The organism is Rhodococcus olei (genome assembly GCF_039540555.1).
Taxonomy (GTDB): domain Bacteria; phylum Actinomycetota; class Actinomycetes; order Mycobacteriales; family Mycobacteriaceae; genus Rhodococcus_G; species Rhodococcus_G olei.
On sequence record NZ_BAABFB010000075.1, the window covers coordinates 549,035 to 563,511 of the forward strand.

Sequence of the window (14,477 nt, forward strand, 5' to 3'; positions counted from 1 at the left end):
CCGCCGGTCTTGTTCCCGGTCAGGCTCGCGCCCGTCCCAGCTGCCGGATCCAGGCCCGCGACTGCGCCGGGTCGATCACGTCGTCGAGCTCGAACGTGGTGCCGGCGTGCAACGCCTTGCCCTGCTGATAGGCCTGCTCGACCAGCGCCGCGAACAGGGCGTCGCGCTCCGCCGGGTCCGCGGCCGCGTCGAGCTCCTTGCGGAAGCCGAGCCGCACCGCGCCCTCGAGTCCCATCGGGCCGATCTCACCGGTCGGCCACGCGACGGTGAACTCCGGCGCGTGGAACGATCCGCCGGCCATCGCCATCGCGCCGAGGCCGTAGCCCTTGCGCAGGATGATCGTGCCGAACGGGACCGTCAGCCGGGCACCGGCGACGAACAGTCGGCCGAACCGGCGCACCGTCGCGTCCTTCTCCGACTCCGGGCCGACCATGAAGCCGGGGGTGTCGCAGAGGGTGAGCACCGGCAGCCCGTGCGCCTGGCACAGCGTCAGGAAGTCGGCGCCCTTGTCGGCCGCCTCGGCGTCGATCGCGCCGCCCAGGTGGTGGCTGGAGTTCGCGAGCACGCCGTACGCGACGCCCTCGACACGGACCAGGGCGGTCACCATGCCCCGCCCGTAATCGGGCTGCAGTTCGAGCACCGACCCGACGTCGGCGATCGCCGCGACGGCCTCGTGGACGTCGTAGGCACGCAGCCGGTTCTCCGGCACCACGTGCCGGGCGAGCCGCTCGTCGGGCGCGGTCCAGTCGGTGAGGGTGCCCTGGAAGTACGAGAGGTACCGCTTCGCCAGCTCCACCGCATGGGCTTCGTCGCGGGCCACCAGGTGTACGACACCGTTGCGGGTCTGGACGTCGATCGGCCCGATGTCCTCCGGGCGGTGGACGCCGAGGCCGCCGCCCTCGACCATCGCCGGACCGCCCATGCCGATGTTGGCGTCGGGGGTGGCGATCAGCACGTCGCACGCGCCGGCGAGCGCGGCGTTGCCGGCGAAACAGCGGCCGGACACGACCGCGACCGTCGGCACCACACCGCGCAGTCCGGCCATCGCCCGGAACGTGCCCAGCTCCAGGCCCGCGGCACCGTTCGCGTCGGTGTCACCGGGCCGTCCGCCGCCGCCCTCCGCGAACAGCACCAACGGAATCCGCTTGCGTGCGGCCACGTCCAGCATCCGGTCGGTCTTGACGTGGTTGCGCATGCCCTGCGTCCCGGCGAGGACCGTGTAGTCGTACGAGATCACGACGGCCTCCGCGGCGGCCGGGCCGAACGTGTCGGCCCCGATCGTCGCGACCCCGGCGATCAGGCCGTCGGCGGGGGTGTTCTCGATCAGGTCCTGCTCGGTGCGCCGGGTCCGCTGCGCGGCCAGCGCCAGCGCGCCGTACTCGACGAGGCTGCCCTCGTCGACGAGGTCGGCGATGTTCTCCCGCGCGGTGCGACGACCGACCCTGTGCCGCTTCGCGACCGCGGCCGGGCGGCCGGAGTCGAGGGTGACCTCGTGCCGGGCCAGGACCTCGGCGAGGTCGGGGCGGATGTGATCGAGGTCGAGTGCGTCGGCGGCGGAGGTCTGCGCGCCGGCTCCGGTGGCGCGGACGACGACCAGCGGGTCCCCGACGTTCACGGCCCGTCCGGGCTCGGCCAGCACCCGCACCACCCGCGAATCCTCCTGCGCGGCGAGCACGTGCTGCATCTTCATGGCCTCGAGCACGACCAGCGGGGTCCCGCCCGCGACGGTGGCGTCGACGTCCGCCACCTCCACCACGACGCCGGTCAGCTCGGCCCGCACCACCTCCTCGCCGTCGGCGAGCGCGATCTCGGCGGCCGGGCGCGGCGGCCGGGTCGCGGACGCGGTCGTCGCCGTCTCGGACGCCTTCTCCTCGGCGATCTCGACCAGGTCCGCGATCCGCTCCCCCAGGTACGCCGTGTCGACGACGCCGGAGCCGAAGTCCTTGTCCGACAGCACCGCCCGCAGGAAGGCGATGTTGGTGGCCACGCCCTCGACGGTGAACTCGCGCAGCGCGGCGTCGGTCTTGCGTACCGCCGCCGCGAAGCCCTCGGCCCGGGTGTGGGTGATCACCTTCGCCAGCAGCGAGTCGTAGCGCGGGCTGGTGGTCAGGCCCGGCCGGCCGTAGGTGTCGACGCGGACGCCCGGGCCGGTCGGGGCGCTGAACACGGTCAGGGTGCCCGCCGCGGGAACGGTGCGGCCGTCCGCGGCCATCGACTCCGTGTTCACACGGGCCTGGATCGCGACACCCCGCGCGCGGGCCGGTGATCCGGTCACCTCACCGGTGTGCGCCACGACGCCGTCCGGCAGCCCGAGGTCGGCGAGCGTCGCGCCGCGGGCGATGTCCAGGCCGACCGCGACCAGATCGGTGCCGGTGACCTCCTCGGTGATCGTGTGCTCGACCTGGATCCGCGGGTTGACCTCGAGGAACACGAAGTCCTCACCGGTGACGAGGAATTCGACCGTGGCCAGGCCGCGGTAGCCCTGGTCCGCGCACAGCCGGGCGGCGGCACGGTGCAGCCCGAGACGGGTCCGGTCGCTCAGCTGCTGGGCGGGCGCCACCTCGATCAGCTTCTGGTGCCTGCGCTGCACGCTGCAGTCCCGGTCACCGAGCGCCAGCGCCCGGGTGGTGCCGTCGCCGTCCGGGGCCGCGACGATCTGCACCTCGATGTGCCGGGCACCCTCGCACAGCGCCTCCGCGAACAGCGCGGGATTGCCGAACCCGAGCTCGGCCTCCGCTGCGCAGGCCCGGTAGGCGTCGGCGACCTCGTCGGCCGCGCGGACCGGACGCATACCGCGCCCACCACCCCCGGCGAGCGCCTTGATCATGATGCCCCGCGGATGCGCGACCAGGAACTCGCGCGCGTGCTGCTCGCTCACCCCTCCTTCGGTGGCGGCGAGCACCGGCACGCGCGACGCGACCGCCGCGGCGCGCGCGGACGCCTTGTCGCCGAACGTGTCGAGCACCCCGGCGTCCGGGCCGACGAACGTCAGCCCCGCCGCCGCGCAGTCGCGCGCGAAATCCGCGTTCTCGCTGAGAAACCCGTACCCGGGATGCACCAGGGTGGCACCGGTGACCGCGGCCGCGTCCAGCATCGCCCGCCGGTCCAGGTAGGCGGCGGGCCCGGAGGCGGCCAGGGCCACGGAGGTGGTCGCCGCAGCGACGTGCGGCGCGTCGACGTCGTCGGCGGCGTACACCGCGACGGTGTCGAGGCCGAGCTCGGTCGCCGAGCGGATGATGCGCAGCGCGATCTCACCCCGGTTGGCCACCAGAACGGTGGTCGTCGACGTCTCGGTCATCGTCAGCGCCCCTCCGCCATCGCGAACAGGTCACCCTTGCGGACCTTACCGGTGGCGGTCATCGGCAGCGCGTCGAGGATCTCGATCTCCGGCACCTTGTACGCCGCCATGTTCCCTCGCGCCCACTCGACCAGGTCCGCGGCGACGGTCTCCTCGCCCTCCACCAGTTGGACGAACGCGAACGCGACCTGACCCCGGTCGCGGTCCGGTTTCGGGACCACGGCGGCCCTCTCGATCGCCGGGTGCAGCATCAGCAGCGACTCGACCTCGGACGGGAACACGCTCATCCCGTTCGTCTTGATCATCTCCTTGTTGCGCGCCAGGTAGTGCAGGGCGCCGCGGTCGCTGAACTTGCCGAGATCACCGGTCTGCAGCCAGCCGTCCCGCAGCGCGTCCTCGGTGGCGGCGGGGTTGCGGTGGTAGGCGGTCATCACCGAGGGACTGCGCACGATGATCTGACCCTGCTCCCCCAGCGGGACCGGGTTCCCGTCGGGGTCGACGATCAGGACGTCGGTTCCGGGCACCGGTAGACCACAGAACACCGGGTCGCCGGCCAGGTCGTGGTCGCCGTCCTGGAAACCGAGGGTGATGGTGTCGGCGGTGTGCGTCTCGGTCATGCCGTAGCTGGCCTCCCGCAACACGTTTCCGGTCGCCTCCCGCCACCGCGCGCGGGTCGCGGAGTCGAGCTTGAGGACGAAGGAGACGGCCATCGGGTTGTCCAGGCTGGTGAGATCGCGGTCCGCGAAGCCGGGGGTGTCCATCAGCTCGACGTAGTTGTCGACGGTGCCGACCATCGAGGTGACGTGGTACCGCTCGATCTCCGCGAGCGCGACCCGGGCGTCCCAGCGGGTCATCAGCACCACCGTGCCGCCGTTCACCAGCGGCAGCAGGATGCCGAAGTCCTCTCCGGCGATCCAGAACACCGGCAGGAACACCAGGGCGGTCGGCGGGTTCTCGCCGACCTGACGGCCTGTCGCGACGGTCGCGGTGGCGGCGGTGTACACCATGTGGCGCTGGGTGTGCTCGCAGCCCTTCGGCAGACCGGTCGTGCCGCCGGTGTAGTTCAGCGCGGCGAGCGCGTCGGGGTCGGTCGGAATCGCTTCGGCGCGAGGGCTTCCCATGATCGTGTGCCAGTCCGTGGCCGTCGGGTCGGCGACCTCGAACGGCGCCCCGGCTGCCGGACCGGTCAGCATGTCCGACAGGTCGGTCGTCGCGACCAGCCGCACCGGCGTCCGCTCCCGCACCGACTCGACGAACGGCGCCAGCGCCGGCTGGGTCAGCACGATGGTCACACCCGCATCCGAAAGCTCATGTGCGAGTTCGTGTTCCCGCAGCATCGGGTTGACCGGCACGTGCACGGCCCCGATCTTGAGGATGCCGAGCATCGCGATGTGGAACTGCGGACAGTTGCCCAGGTTCACACCGATGCGATCGCCCGCCACGGCGCCGTTCGCGAGGAGCCAGCCCGCGAAACGGTCGGAGAGTTCGTCGTACTCGGCGTAGCCGATCTCGCGGCCGTAGAACGCGATGGCCACCGTGTCGGGACGCTCGGCGGCCCAGTGCCGCAGGTGGTCGACCAGGCCGTGGCTGCCGATCGGGTCGCGCACCTCCCGGGGAATCGCAGCAGGCCAGTTGGCCTGCTGCACCTGCCGCACCTCCGCGAGCGCGGCCTCGAGCACCGACGATGCCACCGTGGTCATGGGGGAACTCCACTTCTCTTCGTCGCCCTGAGGCGTCAGGAAAATCCGATCAGCCGTTCGGACATCGCGACCATGTCCGAGATGTACCGGGACCGCTCGCCCTCCGAGGCGGCCGACAACCGGGCCGCCCCGACGAACTGCGCGTCGGCCAGGGCCTGGGCCACCGCGGCCGGCGGCGCGCAGGGCGTCACCTCTCCGGCATCGTTGATGCGTTCGATGAACCGGACGTAGCGAGCGACGAGCCTGCCGCGCACGGCGGCCCACAGCTCCGCGATCTCGGGGTCGAGCTGGGCGCGGTGGTCGATGAGGCCGACCAGCGACCCGTGCTCGAAGATCAGCTCGACCACCGCGGCGGTGGTCGCGTGCAGCACCTCGCGCAGGTCGTCGACGATCGGCCCCTCGAGATGCTGTGCATCGAGAAACTGCTGGCAGACCCGTTCGGTGACCGCGCGGAACACCTCTTCCTTCGAGGAGAAGTAGGCGTAGAACGTCGCCCGCGAGACTTCGGCGCGGGCCGTGACCGCCTGCGCGGTCGTCGCCTCGTAGCCGAGCTCGGTGAAGCACTGCGCGGCCGCGGACAGCAGGTCCCGGCGGCGCCTGCCGTCGGACGCCCGGCGCGCCGAGCGCGCCTGCTCCTGCTGCTCGCTGGTGGTCACGGTCACAGTATGTGTTGACGTTGACGTCAACGTCAACACCCGGCTTCCGTGCGGGAAGTGGGGTGGATGCACGTCGACCCGGGGGTGCGAGCACCCCCGGGTCGACCGGGTATGAGCATGAAGTTGTCGTTCAACCCCCCTCGACTGCGCCTACTTGGGGTCGGGGCAGTCCTTCACCCACTTCACGTTTCCGCCGAAGTTGCAGCTGCCGGGATGGGTGCCCGCCGCGAACGCCTGCCCAACGGAGAGGCCGAGAGGAAGCGCAACGAGTGCGCCGGTCAGAGCGAGCTTGGCGACAAAGCGGCTTGCGGGTGCCTTGAGGGAGTTGGTCACAGTGGTCGATCCTCACTTCGGCGGCAATCGTCAACCAGCGGCTGCGGCGGTTCGCCGGAACCTCGTTGATGTGCCATTTTTCAAGGGGAATTCCGCACCCATCGGCGTGTCACGCATTGGTGCGGCGAAATCCATGATAAGGGACCCGCCGTTGATAAGCCAGGGTAAATTTCCGGCGGCACACCATAGCGCCGGCGTCGCGAACCGGACGACCCGCGACAGCGCGGCGTGCATCGGCACACCACGCCGTCGCGGGTCGGCGTCGGACGTCAGACGAGGGCGGCGTCGAGGGTGATCTCCACGCCGGTCAGCGCCTTGCTGACCGGACAGGTCTCCTTCGCGGCGCGTGCGGCCTGCGCGAACGCGTCGGCGTCGAGACCGTCGACCTCCGCGCGCACGGTCAGCGTGATCCCGGTCAGCTTGAACCCGGGATCGTCCGGACCGAGGCCGACGACCGCGGTCACCTCGAGGCTCTGCGGCACCCCGCCGGCCTCGCCGATCAGCGCCGAGAGCTGCATCGCGTAGCACGCGGAATGGGCCGCGGCGATCAACTCCTCCGGGCTGGTGGCGCCGTTCGCCTCCTCCGCGGCACGTTTCGGGAACGACACGTCGAACGTCGCGAGGCCCGAGCTGGTCAGCTCGGTCTGACCGGCCCCTTCCTGGAGGGTTCCGTTCCACGCGGTTCGTGCGGTGCGAGTGGGCATGAGCGATCCTTCCGATGCGACAAGGCGAACCCGACGGGATACCGCTCTCAGTCTTCCCCTCCGGCACCGACCCGGCACGGCGAACGCGACGACGCCGATCACCGGTCGGCGGGTGTCCTGTCGCCGTCGCTCGCCGAGTCCTCGGCCTCGTACCGCGCGAGCAGGGCACGCTCGCCGTCCCGTCCGGGGAACGCGAAGTACACCAGGGCCGCACCGATCAGCACGATCCCGATCGCCGCGGCGTACGCGCGGCTGTCGCCGTCGAGGAAGGCCGAACGGGCCGCGGCGATGATCGCCTGCGCGTACTGCGGATAGCGCTCCGCGATGTCCACCGCACCGGCGAACGACTTCTCCAGGGCCGCCTGTGTCTGCTCGCTGACCTCGGAGGCCTGCGGGGTCGCCGCGATGGTCGACGCGAACGAGGCCGTGTACCCGGCGGTGAGCAGCGCACCGAGCACCGACTGCACGATCGCACCACCGAGATCACGCTGGAGATCCGCTGTGCCCGACGCCATTCCGGCACGAGACACCGGAACCGACCCGGTCAGCGAGTGCGAGGCGGGGGTGCCGGCCAGCCCGACGCCCGCCCCCAGCAACATGAAGCCGAGCGCGACCGTCCAGTACTCGGCGCCCTCGCCCCACCACAGCAACGCCACCACCAGACCCGCCACGATCGCCAGGTAGCCCGACAACAGGGTGAACCGGGAACCGCGGGATTCCACCAGCCGCGCGGACCGGGGCGCGACCAGCACCATGACCAGCGCGGCCGGCAACGCCGCCGACCCCGCCGCGAGGGTGGAGTAGCCGAGCACGTTCTGCAGGTACTGCTGGCTGATGTACATCGTGCCCATCAGGGTGCCGAACACGATGATGCCCGCGACCGCTGCCACCCAGAAGATCCGGCGCCGCGCGATCCGCAGGTCGAACAGTGGATTCCGGGCACGCAGTTGGCGGAGCACGAACACGACGCCGGCGGCGAGGGCGATCACCAGCGCGGAGACCGCGACGGCCGCCATGCCGTCGACCGGCGCGAAGTTGATGCCCAGCACCAGCGCCCCGACCAGGACCACCGACACGATGCCGCCGAAGTGGTCGACGGGGTCGGTGGACTCGTTCACGTGACTCGGTACGTACGCCAGCGTCATCAGCAGCGCCAGCAGTGCGAGTGGGATCGTCACCAGGAACACCGATCCCCAGTCGAACCCCTCGAGCAGCGCCCCGGCCACCAGCGGGCCCAGCGCGGTGAGACCACCGCCGATCGAGGACCACAGCGCGATCGCCCGCGTCCGCGCGGCCCCCGCCCACAGCGCGGTGATCAGGGCCAGCGTGGTCGGGTACGCGAGACCCGCCGACACCCCCCCGACCACCCGTGCCACGAACAGCACCTCCGCGTTCGGCGCGAACCCGGCCACCAGCGACGCGGGCAGCGACAGCAGCATGCCAAGCACCAGCATCGTCTTGCGTCCGTATCGGTCACCGACCGCACCCAGGTAGAGCACCGAGGCCGCCAGGCCCACCGAATACCCGACCGCAATCAGGTTCAGCTCCGTCTGGCTGGCGTCGAACGCCCGCCCGATGTCGGGCAGCGCGACGTTCGCGACCGCGAGGTTCAGATTCGCCACCGCCGCAACGAGAATCAGCGCGGCCAGCACGAACCGGGAACGCGCCGGGCGGGCATCGCCTTGGGTTGCCACCGTACAAGTGGACACCACGCCGCCGACCGCCGCCACCCGGCACGCACGGGAAAGACCCGGGAGGCGTTCCGTTTACGGTGTAGCCTCGAATCCGCGTACCCCGTCAGTGTTGAATCGCGACGACATGCTGTTCCCCAGGAGGAACCATGGCAGTAGTCCATTCACCCAGCAGCACGGCACAATCCGTCGGCGCGGCCCTCGCGGCTCTGGGCATCGTCCTGTTCGCCCTCCTCGCGCTCTACCTGGTCGGGTTCGATCAGGGCGCACTCTCCCGCACCGGCATGTACATGCACGAACTGATGCACGACGGCCGGCACCTGCTCGGCCTGCCGTGCCATTGACCTGAGCCCGCCGGACGGCGATCGGTCACACCGGCGGGACTGCACGAGCACTCTCGAAGGACTCCCATGAGTTCACCGGACACTTTCGACGACCTGCAGGGGCGCGTCGCCGGCCTGTCACCGGCGGTCCGCACCCGGCTCGACTCCCCGTACGTGATCTCCAACGACCTGTTCGGCGCGCTACGCCACGTCCTGCACGACGTCGGCGGGCAGCTCGACCTCCCGGTCGAGTTCCGCGAGAAGGTCGAGGAGCGCTGGGAGATGAACACGTACGTCACCTGCGAATGCCTCGGGTGGCGCGGGGTGTGGAACTCCGAGGAACGTCGCCGCGCCGAGAACGACCTCGGTGCCACCTTGTACTTCGGCCTGCCCTACTACGCGCGGTGGGCGACCGTGGCCGCGAAGACGCTGATCAACAAGGGATTGATCACCCCGGACGAACTGTCGGCCAAGTTGGACGAGGTCCGGTCCCGACTGATCGCGGCACAGGAGGGTCCGTCGTCATGACGAGGTACCGGATCGGCGATCGCGTCACCGTCCGCGACGCCACCACGATGTTCCACACCCGCACCCAGGCGTACACCCGCGGGCGCACCGGAGTCGTCGTCGAGCACCGACCCGAATGGGTGATCCCCGAGGACGAGGCGTGGGGCCGCGAGGACGGGCGCACGGAGCCGTTCTACGTGGTCCGGTTCCGGCAGCGGGACCTGTGGCCCAACTACACCGGATGCGACGCCGACACCCTCGAGACGGAGTGCTCGGAACGCTGGCTCGAACCCGCACAGGAGGAAGCGAAGTGAGCGATTCGCAGGACGCGCACGCGCCGATTCAGGAGTCCCCCGAGATCAGCGAGTTCGAGGTCCTCGAGACCGCGATCCGCGAACTGGCGATCGAGAAGGGCCTGTTCTCCCACGAGGACCACCGGCGCTTCTCCGAATGGGCGGAATCCATCGGGCCGGCGGCCGGGTCCCGGCTGGTCGCGAAGGCCTGGACGGATCCGGAGTTCAAGGCACGCCTGCTCGCCGACGGCACCGAGACGTGCAAGGAGATCGGCATCGACTGGCGCGACCCCACCGGGTCCGGCACCCCGAGCGACTACACCTGGTTCTACGTCCTGGAGAACACCCCCGCCGTCCACAACGTGATCGTGTGCACGCTGTGCTCGTGCTATCCGCGCCCGGTGCTGGGAATGTCCCCGGACTGGTACCGCACCCCGAACTACCGCCGCCGCCTGGTCCGCTGGCCCCGCGAGGTCCTCGGCGAGTTCGGCCTGCACTTTCCGCCCGAGGTCGAGGTGCGGGTGCACGACTCGAACCAGAAGTCGCGGTTCATGGTGATGCCGATGCGCCCCGAGGGCACCGAGGGCTGGACCGAAGACCAGCTGGCGGCGATCGTCACCCGCGACACGATGATCGGTGTCGCGCTGCCGCAGGCCGACTGGACCGCCACCACCGCCCCGTCGGGAGCGACGCGATGACCCGCCCCGGATACGAGGTCCTGCTCGCGACCCTCGACCCGGACGGCCGCCGCGAACGCTCCCTGCCCGAACTGGACGGCAAGCCCGCCCCGTGGGAGTCGAGCATGCAGGCCACCTGCGAGTGCCTGTCCTGGCGCGGCGCACTCGACAACCTCGAACGGCGGCACGCCGAGGACACACTCGGCGAGTCCGTGTACGTCGACTTCCCGGTCCGGGCGCGGTCGGCGATCGTCACCGCGCACACGCTGCTCGACCGCGGCGTGATCACCGAGGACGAGCTGCGCGCGAAGATGGTCGCGGTACGCGACCGTTTCGAACGGGAGTGACCCGCCGGCCGCTGTCGATCCCGGTCCGGCGGGACGGTGATCAACGACGCGAGAGCCGGGACGACGCGTCGGTCCGTGTGCGCCGGCGAGGCACTCGACGCGGTTCAGGCCCGGGTCAGCACCCGGGGACCGATCTGGTGGGCGAGTTCGAGAGCGAGCTCGATCGCCAGCCGACGTTCGCCGGGGTGGTGACCGAGGAGCTCGGTCGCGCGGGCGACCCGCTGCAGCACCGTGTTGCGGTGGGTGTGCAGGCGGGCGGCGGCGCGGGGTGCGTTCTCGGCTTCGTCGAGGAACACCCGCAGGGTCTCCCGGAGGCGCCCCGCACCCGGGGTGTCCGCGGCGAGCGGACCGAGTGTGGCGGCGACGAATTCGGCCGCCCGGTCGTGGTCGTGGGCGGCCAGCGCGGTGACCTCCAGATCCCGGTAGAGCGCGAGCCGTGCGCCACCCGGATGCCCGGCGAGCAGACTCTGGATCGCCAGCGCCGCTTCGTGGGAGCGGCGGAAGCCGGCGATGCCGGGGCGGGTGGGGCCGACGGCGACGCGGACGTTGGACCCGGCCTGGCCGATCGCCCCGCGCAGCGCGTCCAGTTCCGGGCCGGCATCGGTGCCCAGCCACGCCCACAGCGTCGAGGTTCCGACGGACAGCGTCAGCGGCGGGCGAGCACCGGCGGCCCGTGCCAGGACGGCTGCGGCGGACTCGAGGGCGCCCTGGACCCCACCGGGCGGCTGGGCCCACAGCACCAGAGCGGTGTGACGCCGGGCGAGGTCGTACCCCAGCCGATCACCCGCCCGGCGGCCGTCGATCGGGGCGCCGTCGAGGATCAGCCGGACCGTCTCCGCGCGGCGCGCGAGCGCGCCGCCGAGCACCTCCTCGCGCTCGCGCTGCGCGGCCGCGATGACGGCGCCGATCACGTGGTCGACGTACTCGAACATGCGCTGAGAAGAGACCTCCAGCAGCTGAACGAGCAGCGGGACCGACGTGACGACGCGGGTGGCGTGCGCCAGGTAGTGCTGCCACGCGACGTTCTGCCCGCGGCGGTAGGACTGGAAGATCACGTCGAGGTCGATGCCGCGGCGCGCAACGGTACGGGCGACGTCGAGCGCCTCGGGCGGGACGTCGATCGGCGCCGGCCTGCCGTCACGGCGGGCGAACAGGGCGAGCAGGCGTGCGGCGTTGGCCCGGTTGCTCGCCGACACGTCCGCAACGAGCGCCGCGTCGGCACCCACCATCGGGGTCAGGTCGACCTCGGCGGCGTCCATCTCGGCGACGAGCTGGTCGAGGTCGGCCAGCATCAATTCCGCGACGTCGCCCATGAGGTCGACGATCTCGGGTGGCGGCGCCTCACCCTTCATGGACCAAGTGTGCCAGCGCACATATGGCAGCGCAAAGCCTGGGCACGAGGACATGTCACGCCGGCACGTCCGGCTCTACCGTGAAACACATCACACCCCCGCTCGATCGCGGCCCAGGAGACAGCAGTGACGATCACGACCACCAGTCAGACGCAGACCACGGATTTCGACGTGCTGATCATCGGCGCCGGCATCTCGGGTATCGGCGCGGCCTACCACCTCCGGACGCGCCGCCCGGGCACCTCGTTCGCGGTCCTGGAAGGCCGCGACTCGATCGGCGGGACGTGGAGTCTGTTCCGGTACCCCGGTATCCGATCGGACTCGGACATGCCCACCTTCGGATACAACTTCAAGCCCTGGACCCACCGCAAGGCGATCGCCGACGGGCACGTCATCATGGACTACCTGCACCAGACCGTCACCGAGAACGGATTGGCCGAGCACATCCGCTTCGGCCACCGGGTGCGCAGCGCGGAGTTCTCCTCGTCGGACGGGAAGTGGACCGTCACCGCGGAGCACTCCGGCACCGGCGAGGAGGCGCTGTTCACCGCGCGATTCCTGTTCCTGGGCACCGGATACTACGACTACGAGTCGGGCTTCACGCCCGAGTTCGCCGGTGTCGAGGACTTCGCGGGCCAGGTGGTCCACCCGCAGCACTGGCCCGACGATCTGGACTACACGGGCAAGCGCGTGGTCGTGATCGGCAGCGGCGCAACGGCCGTCACGCTCGTCCCGTCCATGGCCGACCGGACGAGCCACATCACGATGCTGCAGCGCTCACCGAGCTACGTGTTCTCGATCCCGGCCGAGGATCCGTTCGCGAACACGCTCAACAGGCTGCTCGGCCACGACCGCGCGCATCGGATCATCCGGCGCAAGAACATCATGCTCAGCCGCGGGATCTTCAAGGCCTGCAAGCGCGCCCCGAACCTGATGCGCACGCTGCTGATCGCCAACGTGCGGCGGCAGTTGCCGAAGCACTACGACGTCGACACCCATTTCACCCCGCGCTACAACCCGTGGGAGCAACGGCTGTGCATGGTGCCCAACGGTGATCTGTTCAAGGCGATCTCGGCCGGAAAAGCCTCGGTGGTCACCGACCGCATCGCACGGTTCACCCCGACGGGCATCCTGCTCGAGTCCGGACAGGAGCTCGCCGCCGACATCATCGTGACCGCAACCGGACTCACCATGCTGCCCCTCGGCAGGATCGCGCTCGCCGTCGACGGGCGGCAGGTCCATCTGCCCGACACGACCGCCTACAAGGCGATGATGCTCTCCGGTGTACCCAACTTCGTGTTCGCCGTCGGCTACACGAACATCTCGTGGACCCTCAAGGTCGATCTCGTCTGCGAGCACTTCTGCCGCCTGCTCGACTACATGGACGCCCACGGCCACGGCACCGTCGAGCCGGTGCTGGACGATCCGGCGATGGACCGGGTGCCGATCATCGACATGCAGGCGGGCTACGTGCAGCGGGGCATCGCACAGTTCCCGCGGGCGGGAACGACCGGCCCGTGGAGCGTCGAGATGGCCTACGAGAAGGACGTCGAACGATTGCGTGAGGGTCCGGTCGCGGACGGCGCCCTCACGTTCACCTCCGCCAAGCCGGCCGTTCCGGCGTCCCGACCGAAAGCGACACGATGATTCGCGAGATCACCTTCCCCAGCCACGGCGTCCGCTGCGCCGCCTGGCACGTGTCGGCCGACACCGGTACGTCCACCGGCCCGGCCGGCCGGCCGTGCGTGGTGATGGCACACGGCTTCGCCGGCACCCGCGACACCGGTCTGCTCGGCTTTGCCGAGCCCTTCGCCGCGGCCGGAATCGACGCGTTCGTCTTCGACTACCGCGGCTTCGGCGACTCCGAAGGCACACCCCGCCAGGATGTGTCGTACCGGCGCCAGCGGCAGGACTACCACGCGGCCATCGCGGTCGCCCGGCACCTGCCCGGCGTCGATCCGGACCGGATCGTGCTGTGGGGGACGTCGTACTCCGGCGGTCACGTCGTCGCGGTCGCGGCGCAGGATCGACGCGTCGCGGCGGTCGTCTCGATGACACCGGCGACGGACGGCCTCGCGACGCTGGCGCAGATCGCGCGCTACGCCGGGGTCGGTCAGCTGGTGCGCGCGACCGGACACGGGTTGCGGGACCTCGCGCACGCCCTGACCGGGCGGGCGCCGCATCACGTTCCGGTTGTCGGGCGGCCCGGGTCGACGGCGATGATCAGCACCCCGGGCGCCGAGGAGCTCTACGCCTCGATGGCCGGACCGACGTGGCGCAACGAGGTGTGTGCGCGCACCGCACTGGAGGTCGGGATGAACCGGCCGATCGCCTTCGCCGGGCGGCTGACGTGCCCGATCCTGGTGCAGGTCGGCGCGAACGACCGGGTCGCGCCGCCCGGCGCGGCCCGCCGGACCGCGCAGAAGGCGGGCCGGTGGGCCGAGCTGCGCGAGTACCCCGTCGACCATTTCGACGTCTACGACGGTCCGTGGCAGCGCCGGGCGCTCGCCGACCAGCTCGACTTCCTCGCACGCGTCCTCGGTCGCGCGGCCGTCGTCTCGCCGCCGGCGTCCTGAGGACCTCCCCGGCCCCCGCA

Annotated in this window: 14 protein-coding genes; 7 read left to right on the forward strand and 7 right to left on the reverse strand. The window is 70.9% G+C overall.

Annotated features, from left to right (window positions below):
* Positions 1-19 precede the first annotated feature (19 nt).
* The 6 genes from ABD951_RS27235 to ABD951_RS27260 all read right to left on the reverse strand — a co-directional run bounded on the left by ABD951_RS27235 (position 20) and on the right by ABD951_RS27260 (position 8,385).
* A complete protein-coding gene (locus ABD951_RS27235; protein ID WP_345353093.1) occupies positions 20-3,298 on the reverse strand; it encodes an acetyl-CoA carboxylase family protein in 3,279 nt (1,092 codons plus the stop codon).
* Between the two features lie 2 nt (positions 3,299-3,300).
* The gene (locus ABD951_RS27240) at positions 3,301-4,998 is read right to left on the reverse strand and encodes an AMP-binding protein (protein WP_345353095.1); all 1,698 of its coding nucleotides are present in this window, start codon (positions 4,996-4,998) and stop codon (positions 3,301-3,303) included.
* A gap of 35 nt (positions 4,999-5,033) precedes the next feature.
* Positions 5,034-5,660 (reverse strand): TetR/AcrR family transcriptional regulator, encoded by a 627-nt coding sequence (locus tag ABD951_RS27245; RefSeq protein ID WP_345353097.1) that lies wholly within the window; start codon positions 5,658-5,660, stop codon positions 5,034-5,036.
* Positions 5,661-5,804: 144 nt separating this feature from the next.
* Positions 5,805-5,987: a hypothetical protein gene (locus ABD951_RS27250; protein WP_345353099.1), complete on the reverse strand. Its 183-nt coding sequence runs from the start codon at positions 5,985-5,987 to the stop codon at positions 5,805-5,807.
* 269 nt (positions 5,988-6,256) lie between these two features.
* Positions 6,257-6,691 carry an OsmC family peroxiredoxin gene (locus ABD951_RS27255; protein ID WP_345353101.1) on the reverse strand — a complete coding sequence of 145 codons (435 nt, stop codon included), beginning with the start codon at positions 6,689-6,691 and terminating at the stop codon, positions 6,257-6,259.
* Positions 6,692-6,789: 98 nt separating this feature from the next.
* A complete protein-coding gene (locus ABD951_RS27260; RefSeq protein WP_345353103.1) occupies positions 6,790-8,385 on the reverse strand; it encodes an MFS transporter in 1,596 nt (531 codons plus the stop codon).
* Between the two features lie 146 nt (positions 8,386-8,531).
* Here ABD951_RS27260 and ABD951_RS27265 point away from each other — a divergent pair, with 146 nt between their 5' ends.
* The 5 genes from ABD951_RS27265 to ABD951_RS27285 all read left to right on the forward strand — a co-directional run bounded on the left by ABD951_RS27265 (position 8,532) and on the right by ABD951_RS27285 (position 10,529).
* Positions 8,532-8,726 carry a CbtB domain-containing protein gene (locus ABD951_RS27265; protein ID WP_345353105.1) on the forward strand — a complete coding sequence of 65 codons (195 nt, stop codon included), beginning with the start codon at positions 8,532-8,534 and terminating at the stop codon, positions 8,724-8,726.
* 66 nt (positions 8,727-8,792) lie between these two features.
* Complete coding sequence (locus tag ABD951_RS27270; RefSeq protein WP_345353107.1) at positions 8,793-9,233, forward strand: hypothetical protein; 441 nt, start codon at positions 8,793-8,795, stop codon at positions 9,231-9,233.
* Positions 9,230-9,526, forward strand: a complete 297-nt coding sequence (locus ABD951_RS27275) for an SH3-like domain-containing protein (protein WP_345353109.1) — start codon at positions 9,230-9,232, stop codon at positions 9,524-9,526. The genes ABD951_RS27270 and ABD951_RS27275 overlap by 4 nt, the downstream gene beginning before the upstream one ends.
* Positions 9,523-10,203, forward strand: a complete 681-nt coding sequence (gene scnC, locus ABD951_RS27280; RefSeq protein WP_345353111.1) for a thiocyanate hydrolase subunit gamma — start codon at positions 9,523-9,525, stop codon at positions 10,201-10,203. The genes ABD951_RS27275 and scnC overlap by 4 nt, the downstream gene beginning before the upstream one ends.
* Positions 10,200-10,529: a ScnB gene (locus tag ABD951_RS27285; protein ID WP_345353113.1), complete on the forward strand. Its 330-nt coding sequence runs from the start codon at positions 10,200-10,202 to the stop codon at positions 10,527-10,529. Before scnC ends, ABD951_RS27285 begins: the two co-directional genes overlap by 4 nt.
* Positions 10,530-10,633: 104 nt before the next feature.
* Here the strand turns inward: ABD951_RS27285 and ABD951_RS27290 are convergent, their stop codons facing one another.
* A complete protein-coding gene (locus tag ABD951_RS27290; RefSeq protein WP_345353115.1) occupies positions 10,634-11,881 on the reverse strand; it encodes a PucR family transcriptional regulator in 1,248 nt (415 codons plus the stop codon).
* 126 nt (positions 11,882-12,007) lie between these two features.
* On the opposite strand from ABD951_RS27290, the gene ABD951_RS27295 reads away from it, so the two are divergent.
* Complete coding sequence (locus ABD951_RS27295; RefSeq protein WP_345353117.1) at positions 12,008-13,528, forward strand: flavin-containing monooxygenase; 1,521 nt, start codon at positions 12,008-12,010, stop codon at positions 13,526-13,528.
* A complete protein-coding gene (locus ABD951_RS27300) occupies positions 13,525-14,457 on the forward strand; it encodes an alpha/beta hydrolase (RefSeq protein WP_345353119.1) in 933 nt (310 codons plus the stop codon). The genes ABD951_RS27295 and ABD951_RS27300 overlap by 4 nt, the downstream gene beginning before the upstream one ends.
* Positions 14,458-14,477 lie beyond the last annotated feature (20 nt).

What these genes read in the sequence shown, in the direction of transcription:
- ABD951_RS27300 (WP_345353119.1), top strand. Translation starts at nt 13,525, where the DNA reads ATGATTCGCGAGATCACCTTCCCCAGCCACGGCGTCCGCTGCGCCGCC.
- ABD951_RS27240 (WP_345353095.1), bottom strand. Translation starts at nt 4,998, where the DNA reads ATGACCACGGTGGCATCGTCGGTGCTCGAGGCCGCGCTCGCGGAGGTG.
- ABD951_RS27265 (WP_345353105.1), top strand. Translation starts at nt 8,532, where the DNA reads ATGGCAGTAGTCCATTCACCCAGCAGCACGGCACAATCCGTCGGCGCG.
- ABD951_RS27285 (WP_345353113.1), top strand. Translation starts at nt 10,200, where the DNA reads ATGACCCGCCCCGGATACGAGGTCCTGCTCGCGACCCTCGACCCGGAC.
- ABD951_RS27255 (WP_345353101.1), bottom strand. Translation starts at nt 6,691, where the DNA reads ATGCCCACTCGCACCGCACGAACCGCGTGGAACGGAACCCTCCAGGAA.
- ABD951_RS27270 (WP_345353107.1), top strand. Translation starts at nt 8,793, where the DNA reads ATGAGTTCACCGGACACTTTCGACGACCTGCAGGGGCGCGTCGCCGGC.
- ABD951_RS27290 (WP_345353115.1), bottom strand. Translation starts at nt 11,881, where the DNA reads ATGAAGGGTGAGGCGCCGCCACCCGAGATCGTCGACCTCATGGGCGAC.
- ABD951_RS27235 (WP_345353093.1), bottom strand. Translation starts at nt 3,298, where the DNA reads ATGACCGAGACGTCGACGACCACCGTTCTGGTGGCCAACCGGGGTGAG.
- ABD951_RS27275 (WP_345353109.1), top strand. Translation starts at nt 9,230, where the DNA reads ATGACGAGGTACCGGATCGGCGATCGCGTCACCGTCCGCGACGCCACC.